This window comes from Microvirga flavescens, from assembly GCF_003290125.1.
GTDB classification, from domain to species: domain Bacteria; phylum Pseudomonadota; class Alphaproteobacteria; order Rhizobiales; family Beijerinckiaceae; genus Microvirga; species Microvirga flavescens.
Window position 1 is genome coordinate 217,565 of the sequence record NZ_QMKH01000003.1, and the last position, 23,378, is coordinate 240,942.

General features: G+C 62.3%; 17 protein-coding genes. 12 read left to right on the forward strand and 5 right to left on the reverse strand.

The window, feature by feature from the left end:
- Positions 1 to 72: 72 nt before the first annotated feature.
- A complete protein-coding gene (gene scpA, locus DQW91_RS08350) occupies positions 73 to 2,235 on the forward strand; it encodes a methylmalonyl-CoA mutase (RefSeq protein ID WP_112663141.1) in 2,163 nt (720 codons plus the stop codon).
- 3 nt (positions 2,236 to 2,238) lie between these two features.
- Here scpA and DQW91_RS08355 read toward each other — a convergent pair whose 3' ends face one another.
- Complete coding sequence (locus tag DQW91_RS08355) at positions 2,239 to 3,234, reverse strand: alpha/beta hydrolase (protein WP_112663142.1); 996 nt, start codon at positions 3,232 to 3,234, stop codon at positions 2,239 to 2,241.
- A 150-nt stretch (positions 3,235 to 3,384) separates the two neighbouring features.
- On the opposite strand from DQW91_RS08355, the gene meaB reads away from it, so the two are divergent.
- Positions 3,385 to 4,371: a methylmalonyl Co-A mutase-associated GTPase MeaB gene (gene meaB / locus DQW91_RS08360; RefSeq protein WP_112663143.1), complete on the forward strand. Its 987-nt coding sequence runs from the start codon at positions 3,385 to 3,387 to the stop codon at positions 4,369 to 4,371.
- A 12-nt stretch (positions 4,372 to 4,383) separates the two neighbouring features.
- On the opposite strand, the gene DQW91_RS08365 is transcribed toward meaB, so the two are convergent.
- On the reverse strand, positions 4,384 to 5,394 hold the full coding sequence (locus DQW91_RS08365; protein ID WP_112663144.1) for an asparaginase: 1,011 nt from the start codon (positions 5,392 to 5,394) through the stop codon (positions 4,384 to 4,386).
- Positions 5,395 to 5,564: 170 nt separating this feature from the next.
- On the opposite strand from DQW91_RS08365, the gene DQW91_RS08370 reads away from it, so the two are divergent.
- Together DQW91_RS08370 and DQW91_RS08375 are read left to right on the forward strand one after the other, a co-directional pair.
- Entirely contained in the window at positions 5,565 to 6,899 is a 1,335-nt protein-coding gene (locus DQW91_RS08370; protein ID WP_112663145.1) for a UDP-glucose dehydrogenase family protein, read from the forward strand.
- Positions 6,900 to 7,040: 141 nt separating this feature from the next.
- Complete coding sequence (locus DQW91_RS08375; RefSeq protein WP_112663146.1) at positions 7,041 to 7,277, forward strand: Lrp/AsnC ligand binding domain-containing protein; 237 nt, start codon at positions 7,041 to 7,043, stop codon at positions 7,275 to 7,277.
- Between the two features lie 3 nt (positions 7,278 to 7,280).
- Here the strand turns inward: DQW91_RS08375 and DQW91_RS08380 are convergent, their stop codons facing one another.
- The 3 genes from DQW91_RS08380 to DQW91_RS08390 all read right to left on the reverse strand — a co-directional run bounded on the left by DQW91_RS08380 (position 7,281) and on the right by DQW91_RS08390 (position 11,594).
- Positions 7,281 to 8,336, reverse strand: coding sequence for a transglycosylase SLT domain-containing protein (locus tag DQW91_RS08380; RefSeq protein WP_112663147.1), 1,056 nt, complete (start codon positions 8,334 to 8,336; stop codon positions 7,281 to 7,283).
- A gap of 124 nt (positions 8,337 to 8,460) precedes the next feature.
- The gene (locus tag DQW91_RS08385) at positions 8,461 to 8,907 is read right to left on the reverse strand and encodes a Crp/Fnr family transcriptional regulator (protein ID WP_112663148.1); all 447 of its coding nucleotides are present in this window, start codon (positions 8,905 to 8,907) and stop codon (positions 8,461 to 8,463) included.
- The gene (locus DQW91_RS08390) at positions 8,904 to 11,594 is read right to left on the reverse strand and encodes an ABC transporter transmembrane domain-containing protein (RefSeq protein ID WP_245410955.1); all 2,691 of its coding nucleotides are present in this window, start codon (positions 11,592 to 11,594) and stop codon (positions 8,904 to 8,906) included. Before DQW91_RS08390 ends, DQW91_RS08385 begins: the two co-directional genes overlap by 4 nt.
- Before the next feature lie 170 nt (positions 11,595 to 11,764).
- Between DQW91_RS08390 and DQW91_RS08395 the strand changes: the two genes are divergently transcribed.
- The 8 genes from DQW91_RS08395 (at position 11,765) to DQW91_RS08430 (ending at position 23,373) form a co-directional block, all read left to right on the forward strand.
- Positions 11,765 to 13,024: a glycosyltransferase family protein gene (locus DQW91_RS08395; protein ID WP_112663150.1), complete on the forward strand. Its 1,260-nt coding sequence runs from the start codon at positions 11,765 to 11,767 to the stop codon at positions 13,022 to 13,024.
- 8 nt (positions 13,025 to 13,032) lie between these two features.
- Positions 13,033 to 14,301, forward strand: a complete 1,269-nt coding sequence (locus tag DQW91_RS08400) for a glycosyltransferase family 4 protein (RefSeq protein WP_112663151.1) — start codon at positions 13,033 to 13,035, stop codon at positions 14,299 to 14,301.
- A gap of 71 nt (positions 14,302 to 14,372) precedes the next feature.
- On the forward strand, positions 14,373 to 15,440 hold the full coding sequence (locus DQW91_RS08405; protein WP_112663152.1) for a glycosyltransferase family 4 protein: 1,068 nt from the start codon (positions 14,373 to 14,375) through the stop codon (positions 15,438 to 15,440).
- Positions 15,428 to 17,362 carry a glycosyltransferase gene (locus DQW91_RS08410; protein WP_112663153.1) on the forward strand — a complete coding sequence of 645 codons (1,935 nt, stop codon included), beginning with the start codon at positions 15,428 to 15,430 and terminating at the stop codon, positions 17,360 to 17,362. The genes DQW91_RS08405 and DQW91_RS08410 overlap by 13 nt, the downstream gene beginning before the upstream one ends.
- A 32-nt stretch (positions 17,363 to 17,394) precedes the next feature.
- Positions 17,395 to 19,260 (forward strand): ABC transporter ATP-binding protein, encoded by a 1,866-nt coding sequence (locus DQW91_RS08415; protein ID WP_112663330.1) that lies wholly within the window; start codon positions 17,395 to 17,397, stop codon positions 19,258 to 19,260.
- Positions 19,260 to 21,197 (forward strand): ABC transporter substrate-binding protein, encoded by a 1,938-nt coding sequence (locus DQW91_RS08420; RefSeq protein WP_198411824.1) that lies wholly within the window; start codon positions 19,260 to 19,262, stop codon positions 21,195 to 21,197. Before DQW91_RS08415 ends, DQW91_RS08420 begins: the two co-directional genes overlap by 1 nt.
- Positions 21,194 to 22,213 carry an ABC transporter permease gene (locus tag DQW91_RS08425; protein WP_112663155.1) on the forward strand — a complete coding sequence of 340 codons (1,020 nt, stop codon included), beginning with the start codon at positions 21,194 to 21,196 and terminating at the stop codon, positions 22,211 to 22,213. The genes DQW91_RS08420 and DQW91_RS08425 overlap by 4 nt, the downstream gene beginning before the upstream one ends.
- Entirely contained in the window at positions 22,210 to 23,373 is a 1,164-nt protein-coding gene (locus DQW91_RS08430; RefSeq protein ID WP_112663156.1) for an ABC transporter permease, read from the forward strand. The genes DQW91_RS08425 and DQW91_RS08430 overlap by 4 nt, the downstream gene beginning before the upstream one ends.
- Positions 23,374 to 23,378: the final 5 nt, after the last annotated feature.

Sequence of the window (23,378 nt, forward strand, 5' to 3'; positions counted from 1 at the left end):
ATAGCCTCCCCCGAGCGGAGGGCCTAAAATTGGAACATTCTGTTGCTTCATTTCGAGAGCGTTGACTGAGCGATGGCCCACATTCCGGATTTCTCGAACGTCGCTTGGGCGAATGCCTCATCCTCCGCCGCTGCCGCGGGCGGCGAGCCGTGGCTGACGCCGGAGGGGATTGCGGTCAAGGCCAGTTACGGCCCTGCAGATCGTAAGGGACTCGATTTTCTCGATACCTATCCGGGTATCGCGCCGTTTCTGCGCGGCCCCTATCCCACTATGTACGTGAACCAGCCGTGGACCGTGCGCCAATATGCGGGCTTCTCCACGGCAGAGGATTCGAACGCGTTCTACCGGCGCAACCTCGCGGCGGGGCAGAAGGGCCTTTCCGTCGCGTTCGACCTCGCGACCCATCGCGGCTACGACTCGGACCATCCGCGCGTTGCGGGCGACGTCGGCATGGCGGGGGTTGCCATCGACTCGATCTACGACATGCGCACACTGTTTGCGGGCATCCCGCTCGACCAGATGAGCGTGTCGATGACCATGAACGGCGCGGTGCTGCCGGTGCTCGCGCTCTATATCGTCGCGGCGGAAGAACAGGGCGTGCCGCAGGTCAAGCTCTCGGGCACGATTCAGAACGACATTCTCAAAGAGTTCATGGTGCGTAACACCTACATCTACCCGCCCAAGGGTTCGATGCGCATCATCTCGGACATTTTCGCTTACACTTCGCAGAACATGCCGAAGTTCAACTCGATCTCGATCTCCGGCTACCACATGCAGGAGGCGGGAGCGACGCAGGATCTCGAACTCGCCTACACCCTTGCCGACGGCGTCGAATACATCCGCGCCGGGATTCAGGCCGGCCTCACCATCGACCAATTCGCGCCGCGCCTGTCCTTCTTCTGGGCCATCGGCATGAACTTCTTCATGGAAGTCGCCAAGATGCGCGCGGCGCGGCTTCTGTGGGCGAAGCTCGTGAAGGGCTTCAACCCGCAGAGCGAAAAATCGCTGCCGCTGCGCACGCACTCGCAGACATCCGGTTGGTCGCTGACGGCGCAGGACGTGTTCAACAACGTCTCGCGTACCTGCATCGAGGCGATGGCGGCAACGCAAGGACACACACAATCGCTCCACACCAACGCGCTCGATGAAGCACTGGCGCTGCCCACCGATTTCTCCGCGCGCATTGCCCGCAACACGCAGCTCTTCCTGCAGCAGGAAAGCGGAACGACGCGCATCGTCGATCCGTGGGGCGGCTCGTACTATGTCGAGCGCCTGACGCAGGAACTCGCGCACAAGGCGTGGGAGCACATTCAGGAAGTCGAGAGCCTCGGCGGCATGGCAAAGGCCATCGAGGCGGGCGTGCCGAAACTCAAGATCGAGGAAGCCGCCGCGCGCACGCAGGCGCGCATCGATTCAGGTCATCAGAAGATCATCGGCGTGAACTGCTTCAAGCCGATGGACGAAGCCCCTATCGAAATCCTCAAGGTCGACAACGCCGCCGTGCGCGCGCGCCAGATCGAAAAGCTTCAACGCCTCAAAGCCGAGCGCAACCAGGCCGATGTGACGGCGGCGCTCGAAGCGCTCTCCAATGGCGCGTCGTCGGGCCAGGGCAACCTTCTCGATCTCGCCGTGAAGGCCGCACGCGCCAAGGCGACGGTGGGCGAAATTTCAGCAGCGCTGGAAAAGGTGTGGGGCCGTCACGTCGCCTCGATCAAGGCGATTTCCGGCGTCTACAAACGGGAGATGGGCATGGGTTCACCTGCCGTGGAGCAAGTGCTGCACCTCGTCGAGGAGTTCGAGCACAACGATGGCCGCCGTCCGCGTATCCTCGTCGCCAAGATGGGGCAGGACGGGCACGACCGCGGCCAGAAGGTCATCGCCTCGGCCTTCGCCGATCTCGGCTTTGACGTCGATATCGGCCCGCTCTTCGCCACTCCGGCGGAAGCCGCGCGGCAGGCCATCGAGAACGACGTCCATATCGTCGGCGTGTCGTCCCTCGCGGCGGGTCATCTCACCCTCGTTCCGGAGCTGAAGGCGGAACTCGCGAAGTACGGCCGCGACGACATCATGATCGTCGTCGGCGGCGTCATCCCACCGCAGGATTTCGATGCGCTGATGAAGGCCGGAGCGTCCGCCATCTTCCCGCCCGGCACCGTCATCGCGGATGCGGCTGTCGGGCTGATTGGCGAATTGAACCGCAGGCTCGGATACAAGTCGAAGGTCGCGGCGGAATAGGTTTCAGCGCGCCCGTTCGATGGCGCGCTTGATGACCTGCTGCACGTCCTTGTTCGACAGGAACAGGTCGTGGTTGATGATGCCGCCGCCGAAGTCGGAGGCGTCGGCCACCTTCACCCCAAGCTCCTCGAGCCGGCCGCGATCCGCCGCGCCGGCGCGTACGATGCCACCGGCGAGACGGCTCGAGACGGCGAGCGCCCGGTCGTTCGTGGAGCTGATGACGGTGATCTTCTGCGCATCCGCGCCAAGATGTTCAACACCGCGCGCGAACAGGTCGATATCGATATCGGGAGCCGCCAGCACCACCGCGCCGATCCGCGACATGGCGCTCTCGCCGCCGGAGGCGCGCAGCATTCGCAGGGTTTCGAGGGTCAGCAATGTTCCCATGCTGTGCGCCACGATATGGACGCGGCCGCCGCTCGGCGAGTTGGCGAGCGCGGTCAGAAGATCCTGCAACGCATCCCGCGACCACATGGCGCTTTCACGGTCGCTGACATAGCTGAAGGTGGAACCGGCGGACGGCCAGGTGAACAAGCCTGTCACGCCGGTAAACCCGATGCCGCTCGAAAGTTGCGCCGCCGAGACCGTCGCGGTTTCAAAGCTTTCGCGATAGCCGTGAATGTAGAGAACGACGTCCTGTCCAAGGGCCTCCTGCGCGAAGGCTTGCGCCGCTCTCTTGCGAACCACATCATCCACGGACCTGATGTCCCAATCGGAGAGCGTGACGCGTCCGAGCATCGAACGATCCGGCGCTTTCATGTTCGCCTTCGCGAAGATGAGATCGGGGGAGCGTTGCGCGCTGAACCACGGGGCTTGAAGAGGGTTGCCGACCGGCAGGCGCGTTGTTGCCACGAAAACCGTCGGGTCCCGGCTCAGGGCCGCGGCCCTCTGCGGCACGAGGGGGCTGCCGACGTCGCCGTCGCTTCCAATGCAGCCCGCGAGAGCGAGCGTCATCAATCCGGCAAGGGCAAGGCGTGCGGTACGAGAGAAGAAGGGCATGGTGAAAGTGCAATCGACCTGGGAAAGACCCCTGTCTTGCGCCCGATCATGGCGAGCACAAGGCGGGCCTGGCACATTCTTCCACGCCATGCGAAATCATGGTCAACAATCGGTTACACAGGTGCGCAAAACAATGCTAGTTCATGGCGCATGACAGAAGCCGTCCGTCCTGAAGCGCGCATCGATGCGCAGGCCATCCGCTCGGGGGATCGCGCGGCGCTGGCCCGCGCCATCACGCTGATCGAATCGCGCCGGGCGGACCATCGCGCAAGGGCGCGGGCTCTTCTGCAGGAGTTGATGCCTTATACGGGCCGCGCCGTGCGGGTCGGCATCACGGGTGTGCCGGGGGTCGGAAAATCGACCGCCATCGACATGCTCGGAAGCCTGTTGACGGGCAAGGGCCACAAGGTCGCTGTGCTGGCGGTGGACCCGAGTTCCTCCCGCACGGGCGGCGCCATCCTCGGCGACAAGACGCGCATGGCGAAACTGGCGTCGGACCCCAACGCCTTCATCCGCCCCTCCCCGACTTCGGGCACGCTCGGAGGCGTCGCGGCCAAGACCCGTGAGGCGATGCTGCTGTGCGAGGCCGCAGGCTTCGACGTGATCCTGGTGGAGACCGTCGGCGTCGGGCAATCGGAAACCGCCGTGGCGGACCTGACGGATTTCTTCCTCGTCCTCATGCTTCCGGGCGCGGGCGACGAGTTGCAGGGCATCAAGAAGGGCATTCTCGAACTGGCCGACATGATCGCCGTCAACAAGGCCGACGACGCTGAGATGAAGGCCAAAGCCGCAGCGGCGGAATACCGCGCCGCGCTCCACATTCTCACGCCCGCCTCCGCCACATGGACGCCGCCGGTCGTCACCATATCGGGCCTGACGGGCCTGGGGCTCGATGACCTGTGGGCGAAGATCCTCGATCATCGCCGCCGTCTCGATGCGACCGGCGAGATCGCCGCCAAGCGCAAAGAGCAGGACATGAAATGGATGTGGGCTCTCGTGGAAGAGCGCATGCACGAGAAGCTCACCAACGATCCTGCCTTGCGTGAGCGCCTGCCCGCGATCAAGCGGATGATCGCGGAGGGAGCGATGGTTCCCAACGCGGCAGCGGACGAAATCGCGACCCTGCTCGGGCTCTAGAAAGAGCGCCTGTTAAATCGAGGCAAGCGCTTCGGCAGCCCGGATCGACCCGACCTCGATGCCGTTCCAGTTCTTGAGAACAGGCCCTGCCAGGGCTTCGACAGTCGCCTTTTCCGCATCCCCCATGTCGAGGAAATGCAGGAGAAGGTTCGCCATCACCACTTCGGCGGCGCGCGAAGCACCGTCGTCGATCTTCAGGGCGATGCCGTAGCCGAGTTCCGGCAGGGACGCGCAATAGACGCCTTCCGCCCCGACCTTCACGAAAGCCCGCTCCCGCAGCGCCTCCGTCACCTTCGTGTCGAAGCGGCCCGTGCCCGCGATCATGAAAGGATTGGCCGCCACGGCCCGGCGGATGCGCTGGGCGGCGGTCTTGGCGCTCAGCGACATGCCGTGGCCGCTGCCGAATTTCGCGAAGGCGAAGGCAAGGGCGGGCAACCGCATGGCGTAGGTCGGGATCGAGCACCCGTCGATACCCATGTCGTCGGCGGTGTGGGAGGCCTCGGTCATCTCCTCGAGGCTCGCGCGCACCATCTGCTGAACCCGGTGATCCGCGTTCACATAGCCCTTCGGATCTTCGCCGAGGCCGCAGGCCAGACAGATGAAGCCCGCGTGCTTGCCGGAGCAGTTGTTGTGAAGGGCGCTCGGCTGCTCGCCCCGGGCGGCAAGACCACGGGCCGCCGCCTCGCCCAAGGGCCAATGCGCCCCGCATTCAAGGCAACCTGCATCCCGCCCCGCCTTGGCCAAAGTGGACGTGGCCACCGCCACATGCTCCGGTTCGCCCATATGGGAAGCGCAGGCGAGCGCGATTTCCTTGTCCGTAAGGCCCAGCTTGTCGGCCACCCCGCTCTCGATCAGCGGCATGGCCTGAAGCGCCTTGACCGCCGAACGGGGAAACACCCGGTATTCCACCGCCCCGAGCGACAGGACGGACCCGCCATCGGCGTCGATGACGGCAATGGCCCCCCGGTGGCGGGATTCGACCAGACCGCCCCGCGTCACCTCGACAAGGAAGGGATTATCCATATGAAGATCTCAAGCTCCGACCGGGTTGGCGGACCTTTTGGTTAAGAGTTTATTGAAAGTCAAAGGAAACCGATACCAGCCCCGCGCGGCTTGTGAGACCAGGCAGGCAGGTGGGTTGCGGTCAAGCTCGCCTCCCCTTAAACCCTTTCGCCTGAAAACAGGAGGCCTGAATGCGTGTTGCGATGATCGGGGCCGGTTATGTCGGTCTCGTCTCCGGTGCATGCTTTGCCGATTTCGGCCACGAGGTATGCTGTGTCGACACCGACCCGGCGAAGATTGAAGCGCTGAAACGCGGCGAAATTCCGATTTTCGAGCCTGGATTGGACGAGTTGGTCGCCAAGAACATCCGCGAGGGGCGTCTCACCTTCGCGACAGACCTCGCCGAGCACGTTCACAAGGCGGAAGCGGTCTTCATCGCCGTCGGCACTCCCTCCCGGCGCGGCGACGGCCATGCCGACCTTTCTTATGTCCATCAGGCGGCCCGCGACATTGCCGCAGCCCTTTCCGGCTATACCGTCATCGTCACGAAATCGACGGTTCCCGTCGGCACGGGTGACGAGGTCGAGCGGATTATACGTGAAGTGCGGCCCGATGCGGACTTTTCGGTCGTCTCCAACCCCGAATTCCTGCGTGAAGGCGCGGCCATCGACGACTTCAAGCGCCCCGACCGCATCGTCATCGGCACGGAGGACGAGCGGGCCAAGGTGGTCATGACGGAGCTTTACCGTCCGCTTTACCTCAACCAGTCCCCGCTTCTCGTGACATCGCGCCGCACGGCGGAGCTGACGAAATACGCGGCCAACGCGTTCCTCGCGACCAAGATCACCTTCATCAACGAGATCGCGGATCTGTGCGAGAAGGTCGGCGCGAATGTGCAGGATGTCGCGCGCGGCATCGGGCTCGACAACCGGATCGGCTCGAAGTTCCTGCACGCGGGCCCCGGCTATGGCGGCTCGTGCTTTCCGAAGGATACGCTCGCCCTCATCAAGACCGCGCAGGATTATGATGCGCCGATCCGCATCGTGGAGACGGTGGCTGCCGTTAACGACCAGCGCAAGCGCGCGATGGGCCGAAAGATCATCGCCGCCTGCGGCGGCTCGGTGCGGGGCAAGACCATCGCGCTGCTCGGCCTCACGTTCAAGCCGAACACCGACGACATGCGCGACGCACCCTCGCTCTCCATCGTCACGACGCTGGAGGATGCCGGCGCGCATGTGCGCGCCTACGATCCCGAAGGCATGGCGCTTGCGAAGACGCTCCTGCCCAACGTCGAATACGCGCAGGACCCTTATGCCTGCGCGCGCGGAGCGGATGCGCTCGTCATCGTGACGGAATGGAACATGTTCCGCGCGCTCGATCTCGGACGCATGAAAGCCGCCCTCGCCTCGCCCGTGGTCGTCGATCTGCGCAACATCTACAATCCAGCAGACATGGAGCGGCGCGGTTTCACCTATGTCAGCGTCGGCCGCGCGGATGTGGCAGGCGACGAAACGCAGAACGCATAAATCAGGGTCGCGGAAAGCTTCACGTACGGCTTTCGCGACCCACTTCCTAGATTCCTTTATTGCCGCATGATCCGGGCGAACAACCGGTGCCCACTTGTTCTGATCATGCTCTAAAACGTCTTTCGCCACGGGAGCGACGCGATGCAAACCTTCTTCGTCGAGATCAAATGCAAACTCGGCAAAACCTACGATGTCGCAAGCACGCTTGCCGACCGGGAAATCGCATCCGAGATTTATTCGACCGCCGGCAACTACGACATTCTCGCCAAGTTCCACCTGGACGACGGCGTCGATATCGGCCGCTTCGTCGCCGACAACGTGCAGACAATCCAGAACATCGCCGACACCCACACGATCATCACGTTCAAGGCGTTCTGACGATCAGGGTGCGACAGTGCCGACCTCGACGCCCCGTTTCGCGAGACCCGCTACATCCGTTGTGAGCGGCTCGACGGCGGTGAAGCGATCCAGGCGCCGGACGATCTTGGTATCGATCTTCTCGTAAAGACCGGCGACGGTGACGGATCGGCGCTTGCGCCCCTTTCCTTCGGTGAAAAGCCCCGCATTTGCTCTCGCAGCCTGAGGGAAGAGTTTCGCGGCGGGCGTGTTGGGCGCCTCATCGAGCGTCTGCAAGAAGCGGACGGCATTCGTCGCGCCAAGAAAGTGCGCGAGATAGAGTTCGGCCTCGGCCAGTTCGCGCTCCCCCGGGCCCTGTAATTCACGCGCGATGTCCTTGATCAGCTCCCCTGCCATGAGGGCGGAGAAGTACGGGTCTCGGCGCAAGCCCAGCACCCATGCGCGATCCTTCTCGCTTTTCAGTTCCGGCTCGCCATCCACTATTTCGATCGCATCCGCCACCGCCCTGTACCCGTAATCGGCGGCGTGCGTGTAAACCGTCTCGAGCCATGTCCGGTCGATGAACTGGAAAAGCCCCTCGGCGCTGGAGGTTCGCGCCCGTGCCGTGGGTGAAAGACTCGACTCCACATCGGCAAGCACCATCATATAGCCGGGGTCGACCCCGGCAGTCCGCGCCGCCTTGAGAATGGACTGAACCAGCCAGCGCGGCGCACTTTGTTGTCCGAACCGAACCGGCTCATTCATGTCCTCGCCCTCAACCGCCTCCGTCACCGACGCAGGCTTACGCTGTCCCAAGACGGGAAAGGCTGCCTTCAGGATCGAGGTAAACAGGCCGGGTTGCCTGTTGAGGGACGGATTGAAGGGTTGTTCGGTCTGAACTGGCTCGACCGGGGCCAGGGCCGCCAACCGGTCCGGAAGGGTCGCCACCGCCGCCGACCCTGCGGTGGCCCCCTGAAACCCCGCGATCAAAACGCAACACAGCGCGATATGAACCCAATGGCGGCCTGTTCCGCCCCTTCGAGAATCGCCACGCACGACATGGCGGGCCACGCCTTCCGGCGCGCTCGTCCTGCTCGTCATCCTTTATCCCTGCCGATCCTGCTACATGGCAGAACCGGTCCCTTGTGCCATTACGCCAAGGGTTGGCGGGTAGATGTGTCGAGAATCGGTCAGCTTGGCTGTAACGGCAGCCTCGGGGTCCCCGTCAGGCCTTGGACTGGGCTGCCAATTGCGCGTTCGTGCGCTCGAGACGGTCGGCCAGCTCGCGCATAACGGCCAGGGCGATCTGCGGAAATTGCGCCAACAGCTCCAGGAAAACGCGCTTGTCGATCCGCAGGGCGGTCGTCTGCTCTGCGGCGACGATGGTCGCGGAGCGGGGAGAGTCGGACAGGATTCCCATTTCGCCCACAAGAGCGTTGTGGCCGAGATCCGCCACCTTGATTTCGCCGTGGGCAGTATCGAGCATGACATGGGCACGCCCGTCGAGGATGACATAGGCGGCGTCGGACATATCCCCTTGCGCGAAGAAGCGTTGGCCGCCCGCGAACTGAACACGCTCGCTCGTGAAGGCGAGCAACTTGAGGCGGGCCGGATCGATGTCCTTGAACATCGGAACCTGCCGCAAGGATTGAACCTCGGTTTCCAGCGTCATACCACCCCTCCCGCCATTCGCTCGCCTTCGGAAACCCCGCTTTTGCCGAGAACCGTCGGATGGCGTTCTTCTGTCGTAACCCGTCCCTTACGAAAACGCACGAGAATATCGAAGGCTTCGGCCTGCCTGTCGTTGGGAAGAACCATGAACAGGCTGCGCCCCTCGCACACCTCCGACAAAACCCCGATCAGCATCTGCGCCCGCCCTTCATCGAAGGACGTGAGAGCGCCGTCCAGGACAAATATGTCGGGCTTCTTGACCAGACAACGAACGAGGTTGACGCCCGCACGCTGCTGCGCGTCGAGAAGCCGGCCCGCCGTGCCGACCTGATGGTCCAAACCGATCCGCTCTATGCTTTCAAGAAGACCCAATTCACCAACAACCGCCGAAATCGCCTGAGCCACTCGCTCCCGGGCATTAGCGATGTTGTAGCTCACGCGCCCGAAAAGCAAATTGTCGCGCAAGGGTGCTGCGGCGCACAACTTGTCAGGATCGTAGAAATCGACTCCCGGATTACCGCCGAATTCCAGCATCTCACGCACAAGGCCTCGCGCCCGCACGAAGCGCATGCGCAAACTGTTGTCGAGAAGGCCGAGACGATGGCGGGCCTCGATATAGGCCAGAGGCAAACCCAGAAGCCTAATCTCATCGTCCTTGGTCAGAGGCCCGCGTGCGTGCCGGCGCAGGATTTCCTCGAAGTCGTCGATCTCATCAGCGTCGATGAACGAGAATTGCTGGAAGAGGGAATGGCCGGGAGGAATGCCTTCGAAGATCTCGGTCATGGTCTCGGCGATCTGGAGCCCCATCTCCGTCAGGTCATCGTGGATGCCAGCCCTGTCGAGCGTGCGGCGGAACTCGGTGTTCTGCGCCAGGTTGCGACCTGTCATGGCTTCCGATGTCGGCACGCCGAAGAGCAGATTTTCCGCAATCGTCGCCTGATCGTTGTAACGATGAATGTCGAACGGCTCGACGAGATCCGCCATGCCGTTGGCCTGGAATGTCACGCGCAGCCGCCGGCGCGCCTCCACGATGCGCCCGGCCATGTCCGGATAACGCTCGGGGTCGAGCTGTCCGGCAAGGCCGAAGCGGTAGAGATCCCGCTCCATGCCAACGCGGTTGAGAAGGTCGATCATGATGCGATCGAGATCGTCGGCATCCTTCGCGCCGACGAGCCCATAATCGAGCCAGTCGCTGGAAATGCTCTCGACGGGATTGCCGGTTCGCAAGGCCTCGGCGATCCGGCGCACCTCCTCCCGCTTGGCAGCGTCGAAATTGCCGTTCGGCTTGCAGCGGATGCCATAGGTGATGTTGTCGCGAATGCTTCCCGGAAACATGATCGGATCGACGCCCGCATAAGCGAGCCTGCGGCCGATGATGGAAGGCGAAAGAAGGCGCAGATCGTGATCGTTGAGCAGAAGGCTTCCGCTGAACGAAGGAACCTGCATCGCAATGATACGCGCAACGGAGCTCGCTGCCGCGGCGCCATCTGAAATCAACGCCACATGGGCAGGCAGCTTGATTTCGAACGATACGTTCTCGATGAGCGTGCTGCCGTGCGTGTCTGTGATGACGAGGTCCTTCGCCTGCATGGTGCCGACGAGAGGCACATCCTCCACCGTTTCGATCTCGTGCTCGGGGAGCAGCCTCTCAGGCGTGAAATGCTGCACGACCTGATCGTATTTCACCTGTACGTCGAGACGCTGCTGGTCCCAATCAATCAGCTCCTTCAAGGGCGGCGGCAATTCGCGATAGGCGTTGATGACAGCGACGAGCTGACCGATGTCCAACGTCCCACGCAAGGCGAAATAGCCGCCGATGGCATAGAAGAAAAACGGCGTCATCTGCGCCAAAAGATTGTTGAGGAATTTGACCATGAACTTCCGATTGTAAATCTGGAGGCGAAGGTCGAAAAGATCGAACAGGCGGTGACCGATCTCAGCTTTTTCCCAACTCTGCGATTGATGAACGTGCACGACTTCCATGCCGTCCATGACTTCAGCGATGCGCCCCGCGAGCTCGCGCGATGCGAGTTGGCGCTCCCGACCCAGCTTCAAAAGCTCGCGCCGCAAGCGCGGGATGACCGTGAACTGAACGGCGATGACGGCAAGCGCCATCAGGCCGAGCGCGGCGTTCTGAACGATGATGAAGATGAGCGCCGTCAGCGCCTGAAAGCCGAGGAAGGCGGGCGTGATGAAGGCATCGCCAATGAACCCCCCGATGGGCTCGACCTCGTCCTTGATGATCGTCGCGGTCTCGGACGATTTGACCGTGCGCAGGGCATCGGGCGTAAAACGAAGAACCATCGAAAAAAGCTGAAACCGCATGCGGCGCAGCATGCGCTCACCCAAGGCTCCCTTGGCGACATTGATCCAGTATTTGAAGGCGCCGTTGATGAGGACGAACACGAGGAACAGCGTCGAAAGGCCGAACAATAATCCGACACGGCCAACCTGAAAGCCCTGGAAGAGCTCGATGGAACCGCCTCCGAGCCACGCAGGCCAATCGAGGGTGAGTCTCAGGAACGTGGCCGTCGTCTGCCCATCCCGGAAGGCCTGGCCCTGGATCGCCTCGTTCACGATCCGCCGGGGCAGATCGAGCGAGAAGAAATAAAACGGCTGCGAGACGAGCACGACGGCGCACACGAGCAGTTGCTCGCGCCGCGAGTGCTGCCAGATATAACGGAACAAGCTTTTTTCCATTAGGTCGCCAATACCATCGATAGCCTCTTGCGCGTTCCCTCTTTCCAGTTTTGAGTGGCGCGTTAGCTCCATACTGTTAGGGCATCACGCAGCGTTACTAAGTAACGATATCGTGAGGTGCAGTATCGTCTGGTTTCCTCCAGATGGTAGCCTCGATCATGGACTTGGAGAAGGGCTCACCCTTGGTAAAGACCTCACCCCGCAGGCCGGAAGGCACGAAAGTCCTCATCTACAGCCACGATACCTTTGGGTTGGGCCATTTGCGTCGCTCCCGCGCCATCGCGAATGCGATTGTGGAGAAGTGGCCGGACGCGTCCGTCGTTATCATTTCCGGGTCGCCGGTCATCGGCAACTTCGAGTTCGGCAGCGGCGTCGATTACATTCGGATCCCTGGAGTAACCAAGTTACCCAATGGTGACTATCGCAGCCTGAACCTGAATACTCCTCTGGATGAGGCCGTTACTCTTCGGCAGGCACTCATCCTGCAGGCAGCCAAGTCCTTTCAGCCCGACGTCTTCATCGTCGACAAGGAGCCCACCGGCTTTCGTGGCGAGGTGATGCCCGCCCTCGAGTATCTGAAGAACACCGATTGCCGCCTCGTGCTCGGCATCCGTGATGTCATGGACGAGCCGGCGCTTCTGGTGCCGGAATGGGAGCGCAAGGACGCCAAGGAGGCGCTCATCGCCTATTACGACGAGATCTGGGTCTATGGCCTCAAGGACGTGTACCAGCCGCTGGCGGCTCTCGATCTGCCGCGAGAGGCGCAGGATCGCATCATCTATACCGGCTACCTGCGCCGGGAGGTGCCGTCGACGCCTTCCCTCACACGCTACCCCAGAATCACGAAACGCCCCTTCATCCTGGTGACAGCGGGCGGCGGCGGTGATGGCGACGACATGATCGACTGGGTGATCTCGGCTTACGAGAACGACCCCGGGCTGGAGATGCCCGCCGTCATCCTCTTCGGCCCCTTCATCAACCGGGACATCCGGCGCTCCTTCATGGAGCGCATCTCCCGGCACGACAATCTCGATGCCATCGCCTTCGACAACAAGATCGAGCGCCTGATGAAAAAAGCCGACGCCATCGTCGCGATGGGCGGCTACAACACCTTCTGCGAGATCCTCTCTTTTGATAAGCGTGCCCTGATCGTCCCGCGCACGAGGCCGCGCCTCGAGCAATACATTCGCGCGGTCGAGGCGGAGCGGCTTGGATTGGTGCGCATGTTGAGCGATTACAATGCCCCCCGGACGCCGGAGCGGATGGTGCAGGCCCTGCGGGACCTCTCAAGCCAGCCACGCCCGTCCGAAGTCATCATCCCTGGCCTTCTCGATGGGTTGGACAGGATCACCGAGCGGTTGAGCGCGCCTCTCAACACCCAAAGAACATTCGTCGCCGCACAGCAGGCGGCCGAGTAGCGTTCATCATGTCTCCCCAAGCGTCCCGACGCATCGCCGTTGTCGTCAAAGGCTACCCACGCCTTTCGGAAACTTTCATCGCACAGGAAATTCTCGCGCTCGAAGAGCGTGGCGTCGATCTCGAAATCTGGTCGCTGCGGCACCCGACGGAGAGAGCCGTCCATCCGATGAACAGGAAGATCCGGGCCAAGGTCCGCTATCTGCCAGAATATCTCTATGAAGATCCCATCCGCGTTTTTCGCGGCTTCCTCGCGGCCTTGCGCAGCCCGCGCTTCGGGGAACTCATGGCGACATTTTTCCGCGACCTGAAGCGAGACATGACCGCCAACCGCGTCCGCCGGTTGGGGCAGGCTTTCGTGATGGCGCGGGAAATGCCGGAGGACATCCGGCACCTGCATGTTCACTATCTTCACACGCCCGCGTCCGTCGTCCGGTACGCCGCGCTTTTGTCGGGCCGCACCTGGACCTATTCCGCCCACGCCAAGGACATCTGGACGACGCCGGATTGGGAAAAGCGCGAGAAGCTTTCCGCCGCATTGTGGGGCGTCACCTGCACCGCTCAGGGCGCGCAGCATCTGCGCGATCTCGCACCCACCGACAACAGCGTGTCGTTGGTCTATCACGGGCTCGATCTATCACGCTTTCCTGCACCGCCCGAAGCAAGACCGCCTCGCGATGGCAGCAATCCAGCCGACCCGATCCGTATCGTCAGCGTCGGCCGTGCGGTCGCCAAGAAAGGCTTCGGCGATCTCATCCAGGCCCTCGCCGCCCTGCCGCCCGATCTCCACTGGCGGTTTGCCCATGTGGGCGGCGGCGAATTGCTGAACCACCTGAAAGTCCTCGCGCAGAAGAACGGCGTTGCCGACAAGGTCGCGTTCCTCGGCCCCAAGGCGCAGCCCGACGTGATCGCGCTGCTGCGCGAAGCGGATCTCTTCGTCCTGCCGTCGAAAAGCGCGTCATCCGGCGATCGTGATGGCTTACCGAATGTGCTGATGGAAGCCGCCAGCCAAAAGCTCGCCATCGCCGCAACCGACTTCGCCGGCATTCCCGAATTCGTCCGCGACGGTCAGGAGGCGACGCTCGTCCCATCGGGAGATTGGGAGGCGCTTTCAAACGCACTCAATCTCATGGCGCGCGACCCGGCGCGACGCACCATGCTCGCCGCTGCGGCATACGAGCGGCTGCGGCGAGATTTTTCAATGGAAGGCGGCATCGACGAGCTTGAGCGGCGGTTCCTCTCTCTCGCCGATGCGCCAAAGGATCTGGTTGCGGCGTGAGTGCTTTGCGGGTTGCTTTCTATGCTCCCTTGAAGAGCCCCGATCATCCCTCTCCCTCGGGAGACCGGACGATGGCCCGCCTTTTCATGAAAGCGCTCGACCGGGCAGGTTTCTCTCCGTTTCTTGCAAGCGAGCTACGGACACTCGACAAGGACGGCGACCCACCCAAGCAAGCGGCGATCCGTGATGCGTCGGAGCAAGAGGCAGATAGCCTGATCGCGCAATACAAGGCTCTGCCCGCGCGTGAGAGGCCGCGCCTCTGGTTTACCTATCACGTCTACTACAAGGCTCCCGACTGGATCGGCCCGCGTGTCGCGGACGCGCTCGACATTCCTTATGTCGTCGCGGAAGGATCGCGCGCCGCAAAGCGCGCGCAGGGGCCGTGGGCTCTCGCGCATCACGGAGCGGAATCGGCACTCGACAGGGCCGATGCGATCTTCGTCATGACGGATGCAGACCGCGTCGCGCTCGAGCGCGCGAGACCCGAAGGGCAAAAGCTCATCAGCCTTCCGCCCTTCCTCGATGCGCAGGAGTGGGACGCGCCATCTCACCCCGCTCGGCACGAGCGTGCGGAAGCAAGGCTCCTGACTGTCGCCATGATGCGGGAAGGTGACAAGCTCGCCTCCTACCGCATTCTCGCGGATGCTTTGACGCGTGTTTCGCCACCGTGGCGGCTCGACATTGTCGGAGATGGCGAGGCGCGCGATACCGTGAAGAACCTCTTCTCGGACTTTGGGGATCGTGTGCATTTCCATGGCGCTGTTGAGGATCGAGGTTTTCTCAGGTCGCTCTATGAAAGCGCCGACCTCTTTCTCTGGCCTGCGGTGAACGAGGCTTACGGCATGGTTCTACTGGAGGCGCAGCTTTTCGGATGCCCTGTCGTGGCAGGAGCCTATGGCGGCGTCGCGAACGTCGTGGAGGATGGAACGACCGGTCTTTTGACTCCTCCCGGAGACGTGGACGCCTTTGCACAGGCGGTCTCCGCACTTCTCCACGACAACGGGAGACGGATGAGCCTCGGCAAAGCCGCGCGACGGTTCGTTCTCGAAAGCCGCAGCTTGCAGCAGGCAGCGGCGCGACTTGAAGCGGGGCTCATGCCTCTTCTGTCGATGGAGGGAGCGCGAACTTGCGTGTCCTGATCGCCGTCACGCATCTTCTCGGAGCCGGGCACCTGACGCGCGCGGCGGCTCTGGCGCGCGCCTTCGCGGCGCATGGGCATGACACAACCCTTGTCTCGGGCGGCATGCCTTCGACCTTGATCCCGCGCGAGGGCGTGACCTTCGTGCAATTGCCGCCCGTACGCACAAAGGGCGCGGACTTCAGGACCCTGCTCGACGAGGAAGGCCGCCCTGTCGGAGAAGAGCGCATAGCCGCGCGTAAGGCTCTCCTTCTCGAAACGCTGCACTCAGCAAAACCGGATTGCGTCATCACCGAACTCTTCCCATTCGGGCGGCGCGTTCTGGCGGGCGAATTTCTGACCATTCTGGAAGAAGCAAGGGCGATGAAGCCTCGCCCGCTGATCGCCTCTTCGATACGCGACATTCTCGTCGCACCGGCGAAGCCGGATAAACTTGCCGAATTTCAGGAGCGACTGGCGCGCTTCTACGATGCCGTTCTCGTGCACGGGGATGAAAGCCTGATCTCCCTCGATGCCTCCTGGCCCGTGGATGACACGTTACATCCGCTTCTGCGCTACACCGGCTATGTGGATGACGGTGGCGAGGTTGCAGCGGGCGCACAACGGCATGGAATTATCGTCTCCGGCGGATCGAGCGCCGCAAGCCTGCCGCTTTATCGCGCCGCTGTCGAAGCAGCCAAGAGCATTGCGGATCGACCGTGGCGCATTCTGATCGGCCACGGGCTCGACGAGACCACATTCAATGACATCCGCGCATCGGCGCCGCCGCATGTCAGCGTGGAACGCGCGCGGCCCGACTTTCGCGCGCTTCTTGCCGGGGCCGAAATCTCCGTTAGCCAGGCCGGCTACAACACCGTTGTCGATATCTTGCGCACCGGCCCCTCCCCTGTCTTCGTGCCCTTCGAGGCCGGACACGAGACGGAACAGAGACTACGCGCTGAGCAATTGAAGGAGCGCGGCCAGGCCGAGATTGTCAGTGAGGACGATCTGACGCCTCAGACTCTCGCAACCGCCATCCGCTCTGTTTTGCAAAAAGCTAAGGTCGCTCCTCTCACTGTCGCGCTCGACGGTGCAAGAGAGAGCGTCGCCCAGATCGAAAAACTAATTCCCCGCGCCTCCGCAACGCATCTGCGCTGGAACTGGTCTCCGGTGGAAAACGCCTTGCGACACACGCGAGCCAGCAACATCGAACCATTATTCTGGTGGCGTGATGACGATGCGGTGGCGCATACGTCCCAGCTCGACCGGCTTCTGTCTTTATCAACCCGCTATGCAACCGGCATCGCCCTCGCCTCGATCCCCGGAAAGATCGAACCTTCGTTCGTCGAGCGCGTGAAAGGTGAGCAGGGAGTGGACATCCTCGTCCACGGCCTGACCCATCGCAGCCATGCCCCGGCGGGCGAGAAGAAGGCGGAGTTCGGGGAGCATCGCCCCCTCGAATTCATGAAGCGTGACGTGTTGGAAGGATTGCGCCTGACACGTCAGGCTTTCGGCGCGAAGGCTCTTCCGGTGTTCGTTCCACCGTGGAACCGGATCTCGCCCAGTCTCGTCCAAAGCCTCGGCCAGCTCGGCTTTCGCGGCCTTTCCACGTTCCGTGACCGCACTCGCCCGGAACCCGCACCCGGCCTTCTTCAGATCAACACCCACATCGACCCGATCGACTGGCACGGCACCCGTAGCCTGATCGAACCGGACGCTCTCATCGCCACCCTGGCCGCGGCCATCATGCGCCGCAGCCAGGGCGCTGCAGATGCGGAAGAGCCGATAGGACTTTTGACCCATCACCTTGTGCATGACGAGGCGGTCTGGACCTTCTGCGAGCGCCTTCTGGACCATCTGTCGCGCAACAATGTTGGCTTTGTGTTTGCGAGCACAGCATTTTGGGATGAAAATGGCTCAACGTTGAGGAATGGTACGCTATGATTGGTGATGGCACCGGTCTGTCGGGGGAGTCCATGGACGCACCGCTTCTCTCCATTCGCCAGTTGAAGGTCGACTTCAACCTCGATTCCGGCACGTTCCGCGCGGTGGACGGGCTGGCCTTCGACATCCCGAAGGGCAAGACAGTTGCCCTCGTCGGCGAATCCGGCTCCGGCAAGTCCGTGACGGCTCAGGCCATCCTCCAGATCCTGCCGAAAGCCGCCCGCATTGTCGGCGGCGAAATCCTGTTCGACGATCCGACCGACGGGTTGCCTCCCCTCGACATTACAGCCTTCGGCGCCGAGAGCGCCGCCATGCACCGCCTGCGCGGCGGGCGGATCGCGATGATCTTTCAGGAGCCCATGACCTCCCTATCGCCGCTGCACACCATCGGCGACCAGGTGACGGAGGCTCTCATCGTCCATGCCAAGGTTTCGCAGGCTGAGGCCGACAAGCGGGCGATGGAAGTTTTCGCGCGCGTCGGCTTTCCCGATCCGCGCCGGGCGCTGCGCACCTATCCGTTCGAGCTCTCTGGCGGCCTGCGCCAGCGCGCGATGATCGCGATGGCGCTGATTACCAAGCCCGCCCTTCTCATCGCCGATGAGCCGACGACCGCGCTCGACGTGACGACGCAGGCGCAGATTCTCGAACTCATCAAGGAACTGCAGGCCGAAACCGGCATGTCCGTTCTCCTCATCACGCACGATCTCGGTGTCGTGGCAAACGTCGCGGACGAGGTGGTGGTGATGTATCGCGGGCGGGTGATGGAGGCAGGCTCGCGGGAGGACATCTTCCGTCGTGCCCAGCATCCTTATCTCCAGGCATTGATGCGCGCTGTTCCGCGCTTCGACATGAAGGAGAACGAGAGGCTGACACCGATCCGCGAGATCAAGAGCGCAACTCTTGCGACGGCAACGCCTAAGCGCACTCCGCAAGCCGGGCCGATTTTGCAGGCGGAAGGCCTGACTAAATCCTTCACCATGCGCTCAGGCTGGTTTTCGGGTCGTACACGCACAATCCACGCAGTCAAAGGGGTGAACCTCGCCTTGCCTGTCGGCAAGACCTTAGGGCTTGTCGGCGAATCCGGCTGCGGAAAGACAACCGTTTCCAAAATCATCATGCGCGCGTTTCAGCCCGATAGCGGGCGCGTTCTTTATGATGACGGCACCGGCCCGCGCGATGTGCACCAGCTCGAAGGCGGTGCGCTCACCGACTATCGCCGCTCGGTGCAATTCGTCTTTCAGGACCCGTTCTCATCCCTCAACCCGCGCATGACGGTCTATGAGACTCTGACGGAGCCGCTGACCATTCACAATGTCGGCACGCCGGACGAGCGCTATGCCCGCGCGAAGCAGCTTCTGGAAATGGTCGGCCTCGATCAGCGCGCCTTGCGGCGCTATCCGCATTCCTTCTCCGGCGGCCAGCGGCAGAGACTTGGCATCGCGCGCGCCCTCGCGCTGGAGCCGCGCGTCCTGATCTGCGACGAGCCCGTTTCCGCGCTCGATGTCTCTGTGCAGGCGCAGATCCTGAACCTTCTGAAAGATCTGCAATCGGCGCTCGGATTGTCCTACCTTTTCGTATCGCACAATCTCGCGGTGGTCGATTACATCGCCGACACCATCGCCGTGATGTGCCGGGGCTATATCGTGGAAGAAGCGCCGAAGGCGTTGCTCTTCCGCAATCCCGTCCATCCTTACACGCAGGCGCTGCTCGCCGCCGTGCCGAGTCCGGAGCTCGATCATCCGCTCGACTTTGAGAAACTCCGCACCGACCGTTTCTCTCATCCCAGCGAATGGCCTGAGCCTTATCGGCTCGCCGGCGCGGAGTTCGGCGAGATGAAGGAGGTCGAGCCCGGCCATCGGGTGCGCGTGAGCGCAAAATCGGATCGGGAGGCAGCATGATGAGTGCACATCGTCTCGGACAGTCCTGTCGCGGCGGCCTTGCCGCAATGCTGATGCTCGCGGCGCTTCCCGCCCTCGCACAGTCGTCCCTCGAGCCACCCTTCTTCGCGGAAAAAATCGCGAAGAAGGAATTGCCGCCCCTGGACCAGCGCGTGCCGCGCACGCCGCTGGTTGTCGATCCCACGACCCACGGCGACACCATCGGCCGTTACGGCGGTGAGATCGTGACGTTGATCGCGCGTGCCCGCGATATCCGTTACCTCTCGACCTACGCCTACACGCGCCTTGTCGGCTATGACCGCAAACTTGAACTGAAGCCCGATCTTCTGGAGAAGATCGACGTCACCGATGAGCGCGTTTTCACCTTCACACTTCGCGAAGGCCATCGCTGGTCGGACGGCTCGCCCTTCACGGCGGAGGACTTCCGCTATTACTGGGAGGACGTGGCGCAGAACAAAGAGCTGTCGCCCGCCGGCGTGCCGGAGTTCATGCTGGTCAACGGCAAGCCGCCGCGTTTCGAAGTCATCGACGAGCGAACCGTCCGTTACAGCTGGGAGCGTCCCAACCCCCGCTTCCTGCCGCAACTCGCGGGGCCGCAGGACCCTGGCATCTTCCGCGCATCGCGCTACCTCAAGCGGTTTCACGCAAAGTATACCGACAAGGCGAAGCTCGAAGAGCTGGCCAAGAAGCAAAAGCTCAAATCATGGGCGGCGCTTCACAACCGCCTCGATGACATGAAGGAGCAGACGAACCCCGACCTGCCGACCCTGCAGGCATGGCGCGTTACCAATACCGCTCCCGCGACGCGTTTCATCTTCGAGCGCAATCCTTATTACCATCGCGTGGATACGAAGGGGCAGCAACTGCCCTATCTCGACCGCCTGGTGATGGATGTGTCTGCCGGCGGCCTGTTTGCGGCCAAGGCCAATGCCGGCGAAACCGACCTTCTCTTTCGCGGCCTTTCGATGGGCGACGTGCCGGTGCTGAAGGAAGGCGAGAAGTCGCACAACTACAGAACCCTGTTGTGGCCCTATGCACGCGGCAGCGAAATCGCGCTTTATCCCAACCTCAACACGGTCGATCCCGTGTGGCGCGAGCTCAACCGGGATGTGCGTTTCCGCCGCGCGCTCTCGCTCAGCATCGACCGCAAGACATTGAACAACGCGCTCCTGTTCGGACTCGGAACGGAGGGCAACAACACCGTGGTGGAGGAAAGCCCGCTTTTCTCACCCGAACTTCGCACGCTCAACGCCCAGTACAATCCCGCCGAGGCCTCGCGTCTGCTCGACGAAATCGGGCTCACCAAGCGCAACGGTGCGGGCTATCGCCTTTTGCCCGATGGGCGTGAACTCGAAATCGTTGTCGAAACGGACGGGGAGAGCAGCCTCATCGTCGACGGGTTGACCCTTATCGGTGAATTCTGGCGTGAGATCGGCGTGCGGCTCTTCGCGAAGCCGCAGGACCGCACGGTGCTGCGCAACCGCTCCTTCGCGGGTCTCACGGTCATGGTTGCCGCGCAAGGAATCGACAACGCGATCCCCACCGCCATCATGCCGCCGACGGAGATCGCCCCCATGCGCCAGGATAATTACTCGTGGCCCAAGTGGGGGCAGTATGTGGAGACGAAAGGCGACCGCGGCGAAGCCGTCGACCTTGCCGACGCCAAGCGCCTTCTCGATCTCTACGCAATCTGGATGAACACTGCCGATCCGGAGATCCAGGCGCAGGCGTGGCGCGAAATGTTGCGCAACAACGCCGAGAACCAATGGAGCATCGGCACGATATCGGGCGCGCTCCAACCCATTGTGGCACGCAACGGCCTGAAGAATATCCCTGAGAAGGCGCTCTACAGCTGGGAGCCGACAGCGCTCATCGGCATTTACCGGACCGATGAGATTTACTGGAACAAGGCCGAGAACAAAGAGGCGCGCCGATGATCCTGTTTTTCCTGCGCCGTCTCGCCACGATGATCGTGACGCTTCTCATCATCTCGGCGCTCGTGTTCTTCATCATCAAGCTTCCGCCCGGAGACTTCCTCTCCAACCAGATCGCGGAGCTGCGGGCGCAAGGCGAGGCGGACGCCATCGCCAAGGCGGAATTTCTCATCAAGCAATACGGCCTCGACAAGCCTGCGTGGCAGCAATACCTGATGTGGCTCGGCGTCATGCCCGGGCCCAACGGTTTCTCCGGCCTCCTGCAGGGTGATTGGGGCTGGTCGTTCGAATATGACAAGCCGGTGATGGCCGTGGTGGGAGACGCGCTCTGGCTGACCCTCGTGGTCAACCTCGCGGTGGTGATCTTCATTCACCTCGTGTCGATCCCCATCGCGATCTACTCGGCGACGCGGCAATATTCGCTCGGCGACTACATCGCGACCTTCATCGGTTATATCGGCCTTGCGACCCCGAGCTTTCTCCTCGCGCTGATCCTGCTCTACTACATGAACCGCTGGTTCGATGTTTCCATCGGCGGCTTGTACGATGCGAAGTTCGCGGGCGAACCGTGGACGTGGGAGAAGATCCGCTCGCTGCTCTCGCACCTTGTGGTGCCGACGCTAGTGATCGGCCTCGGCGGCACCGCCGCCATGATCCGCCGCATGCGCGCGAACCTCCTCGATGAACTCGGCAAGCAGTATTATGTGACCGCGAAAGCCAAGGGGTTGGAGCCGCGCAAGGCTCTTCTGAAATATCCCTTCCGCATGTCGCTCAATCCGTTCATTGCGGATATTGGTAACCTTCTGCCGCATCTCGTCTCCGGCTCGGTGCTCGTCTCGCTCGTGTTGAGCCTGCCGACTGTCGGCCCGATCCTTCTTTCGGCACTCAAAGGTCAGGACCAGTTTCTGGCCGGTTTCATCCTCATGTTCGTCGCCGTGCTCACGGTGATCGGCATGTTGATTTCCGATCTTCTTCTGGCGTGGCTCGATCCGCGCATTCGGGCGGGGGCTCGTCGATGAACGGAGCGGTCTCACTCAACAAGCATTATGTCGACCCGATGCCGTTCGATCCCGGCGCGGGAGAACCCGTGGGGAGCGAAAGCGAAAGCTTTTATCGCGCTTCCTCGTGGAAGCTCATGTGGTGGAAGTTCCGCCGCCACAAAGTGGCTGTCGCCTCGGCGCTGATCCTTCTGGCGTTCTATCTGATGATCCCGTTCGTCGAGATTATCGCGCCCTATAATCAGACGAAGCGGCATGGCGATTTCATCTATGCGCCGCCGCAAGCCGTGCACCTCATGCACGAGGGGCGCTTCGTCGGCCCCTTCGTCTACCCTTACAAATTCTCGTTCAATCTCGAGACGTTCCGGCGCGACTACACGGTGGATCGGTCACAGCCGCAGCAGCTGCGGTTTTTCTGCCGTGGCAACGCGTATGAATTCTGGGGCCTGAAGACGATGGATTTCCATCTTGTCTGTCCACCGAAGGAGGGAACCATGTTTCTCCTCGGCACGGACAGGCTCGGGCGTGATCTTCTCTCGCGCATCATCTATGGCGCGCGCATCTCGCTCACCGTCGGCATCTTCGGCATTGCTGTGTCCTTTGCGCTCGGACTTTTGTTCGGCGGGCTCGCCGGTTACATCGGCGGCTGGGTCGATCATGTCATCCAGCGCATGATCGAGATCCTGCGCTCGCTGCCGGAACTGCCGCTCTGGCTCGCCCTCTCGGCGGCATTGCCTGCGAACTGGAGCCCGATCCTCGTTTTCTTCGGCATCACAATCATTCTTGGCCTGCTCGACTGGCCGGGCCTTGCCCGCGCCGTAAGGTCGAAACTACTGGCCTTGCGTGAGGAAGATTTCGTGAAGGCGGCGGAGCTGATGGGCGCTTCCAAGAAACGCGTTATCGCGCGCCATCTCATCCCGAACTTCATGAGCCATCTGATCGCCTCAGCAACCCTTGCGATCCCCTCCATGATCCTCGGTGAAACCGCCCTCTCCTTCTTAGGTCTCGGCCTTCGCCCTCCGATAACGAGTTGGGGCGTTCTGCTCAACGAGGCGCAGAACCTCGTCGCCGTGCAGCTGCACCCGTGGCTGTTGTTCCCGATCATTCCGGTGATCATCGTGGTCCTCGCCTTCAACTTCATGGGCGATGGATTACGGGATGCGGCGGACCCATATCACTAGGGTCA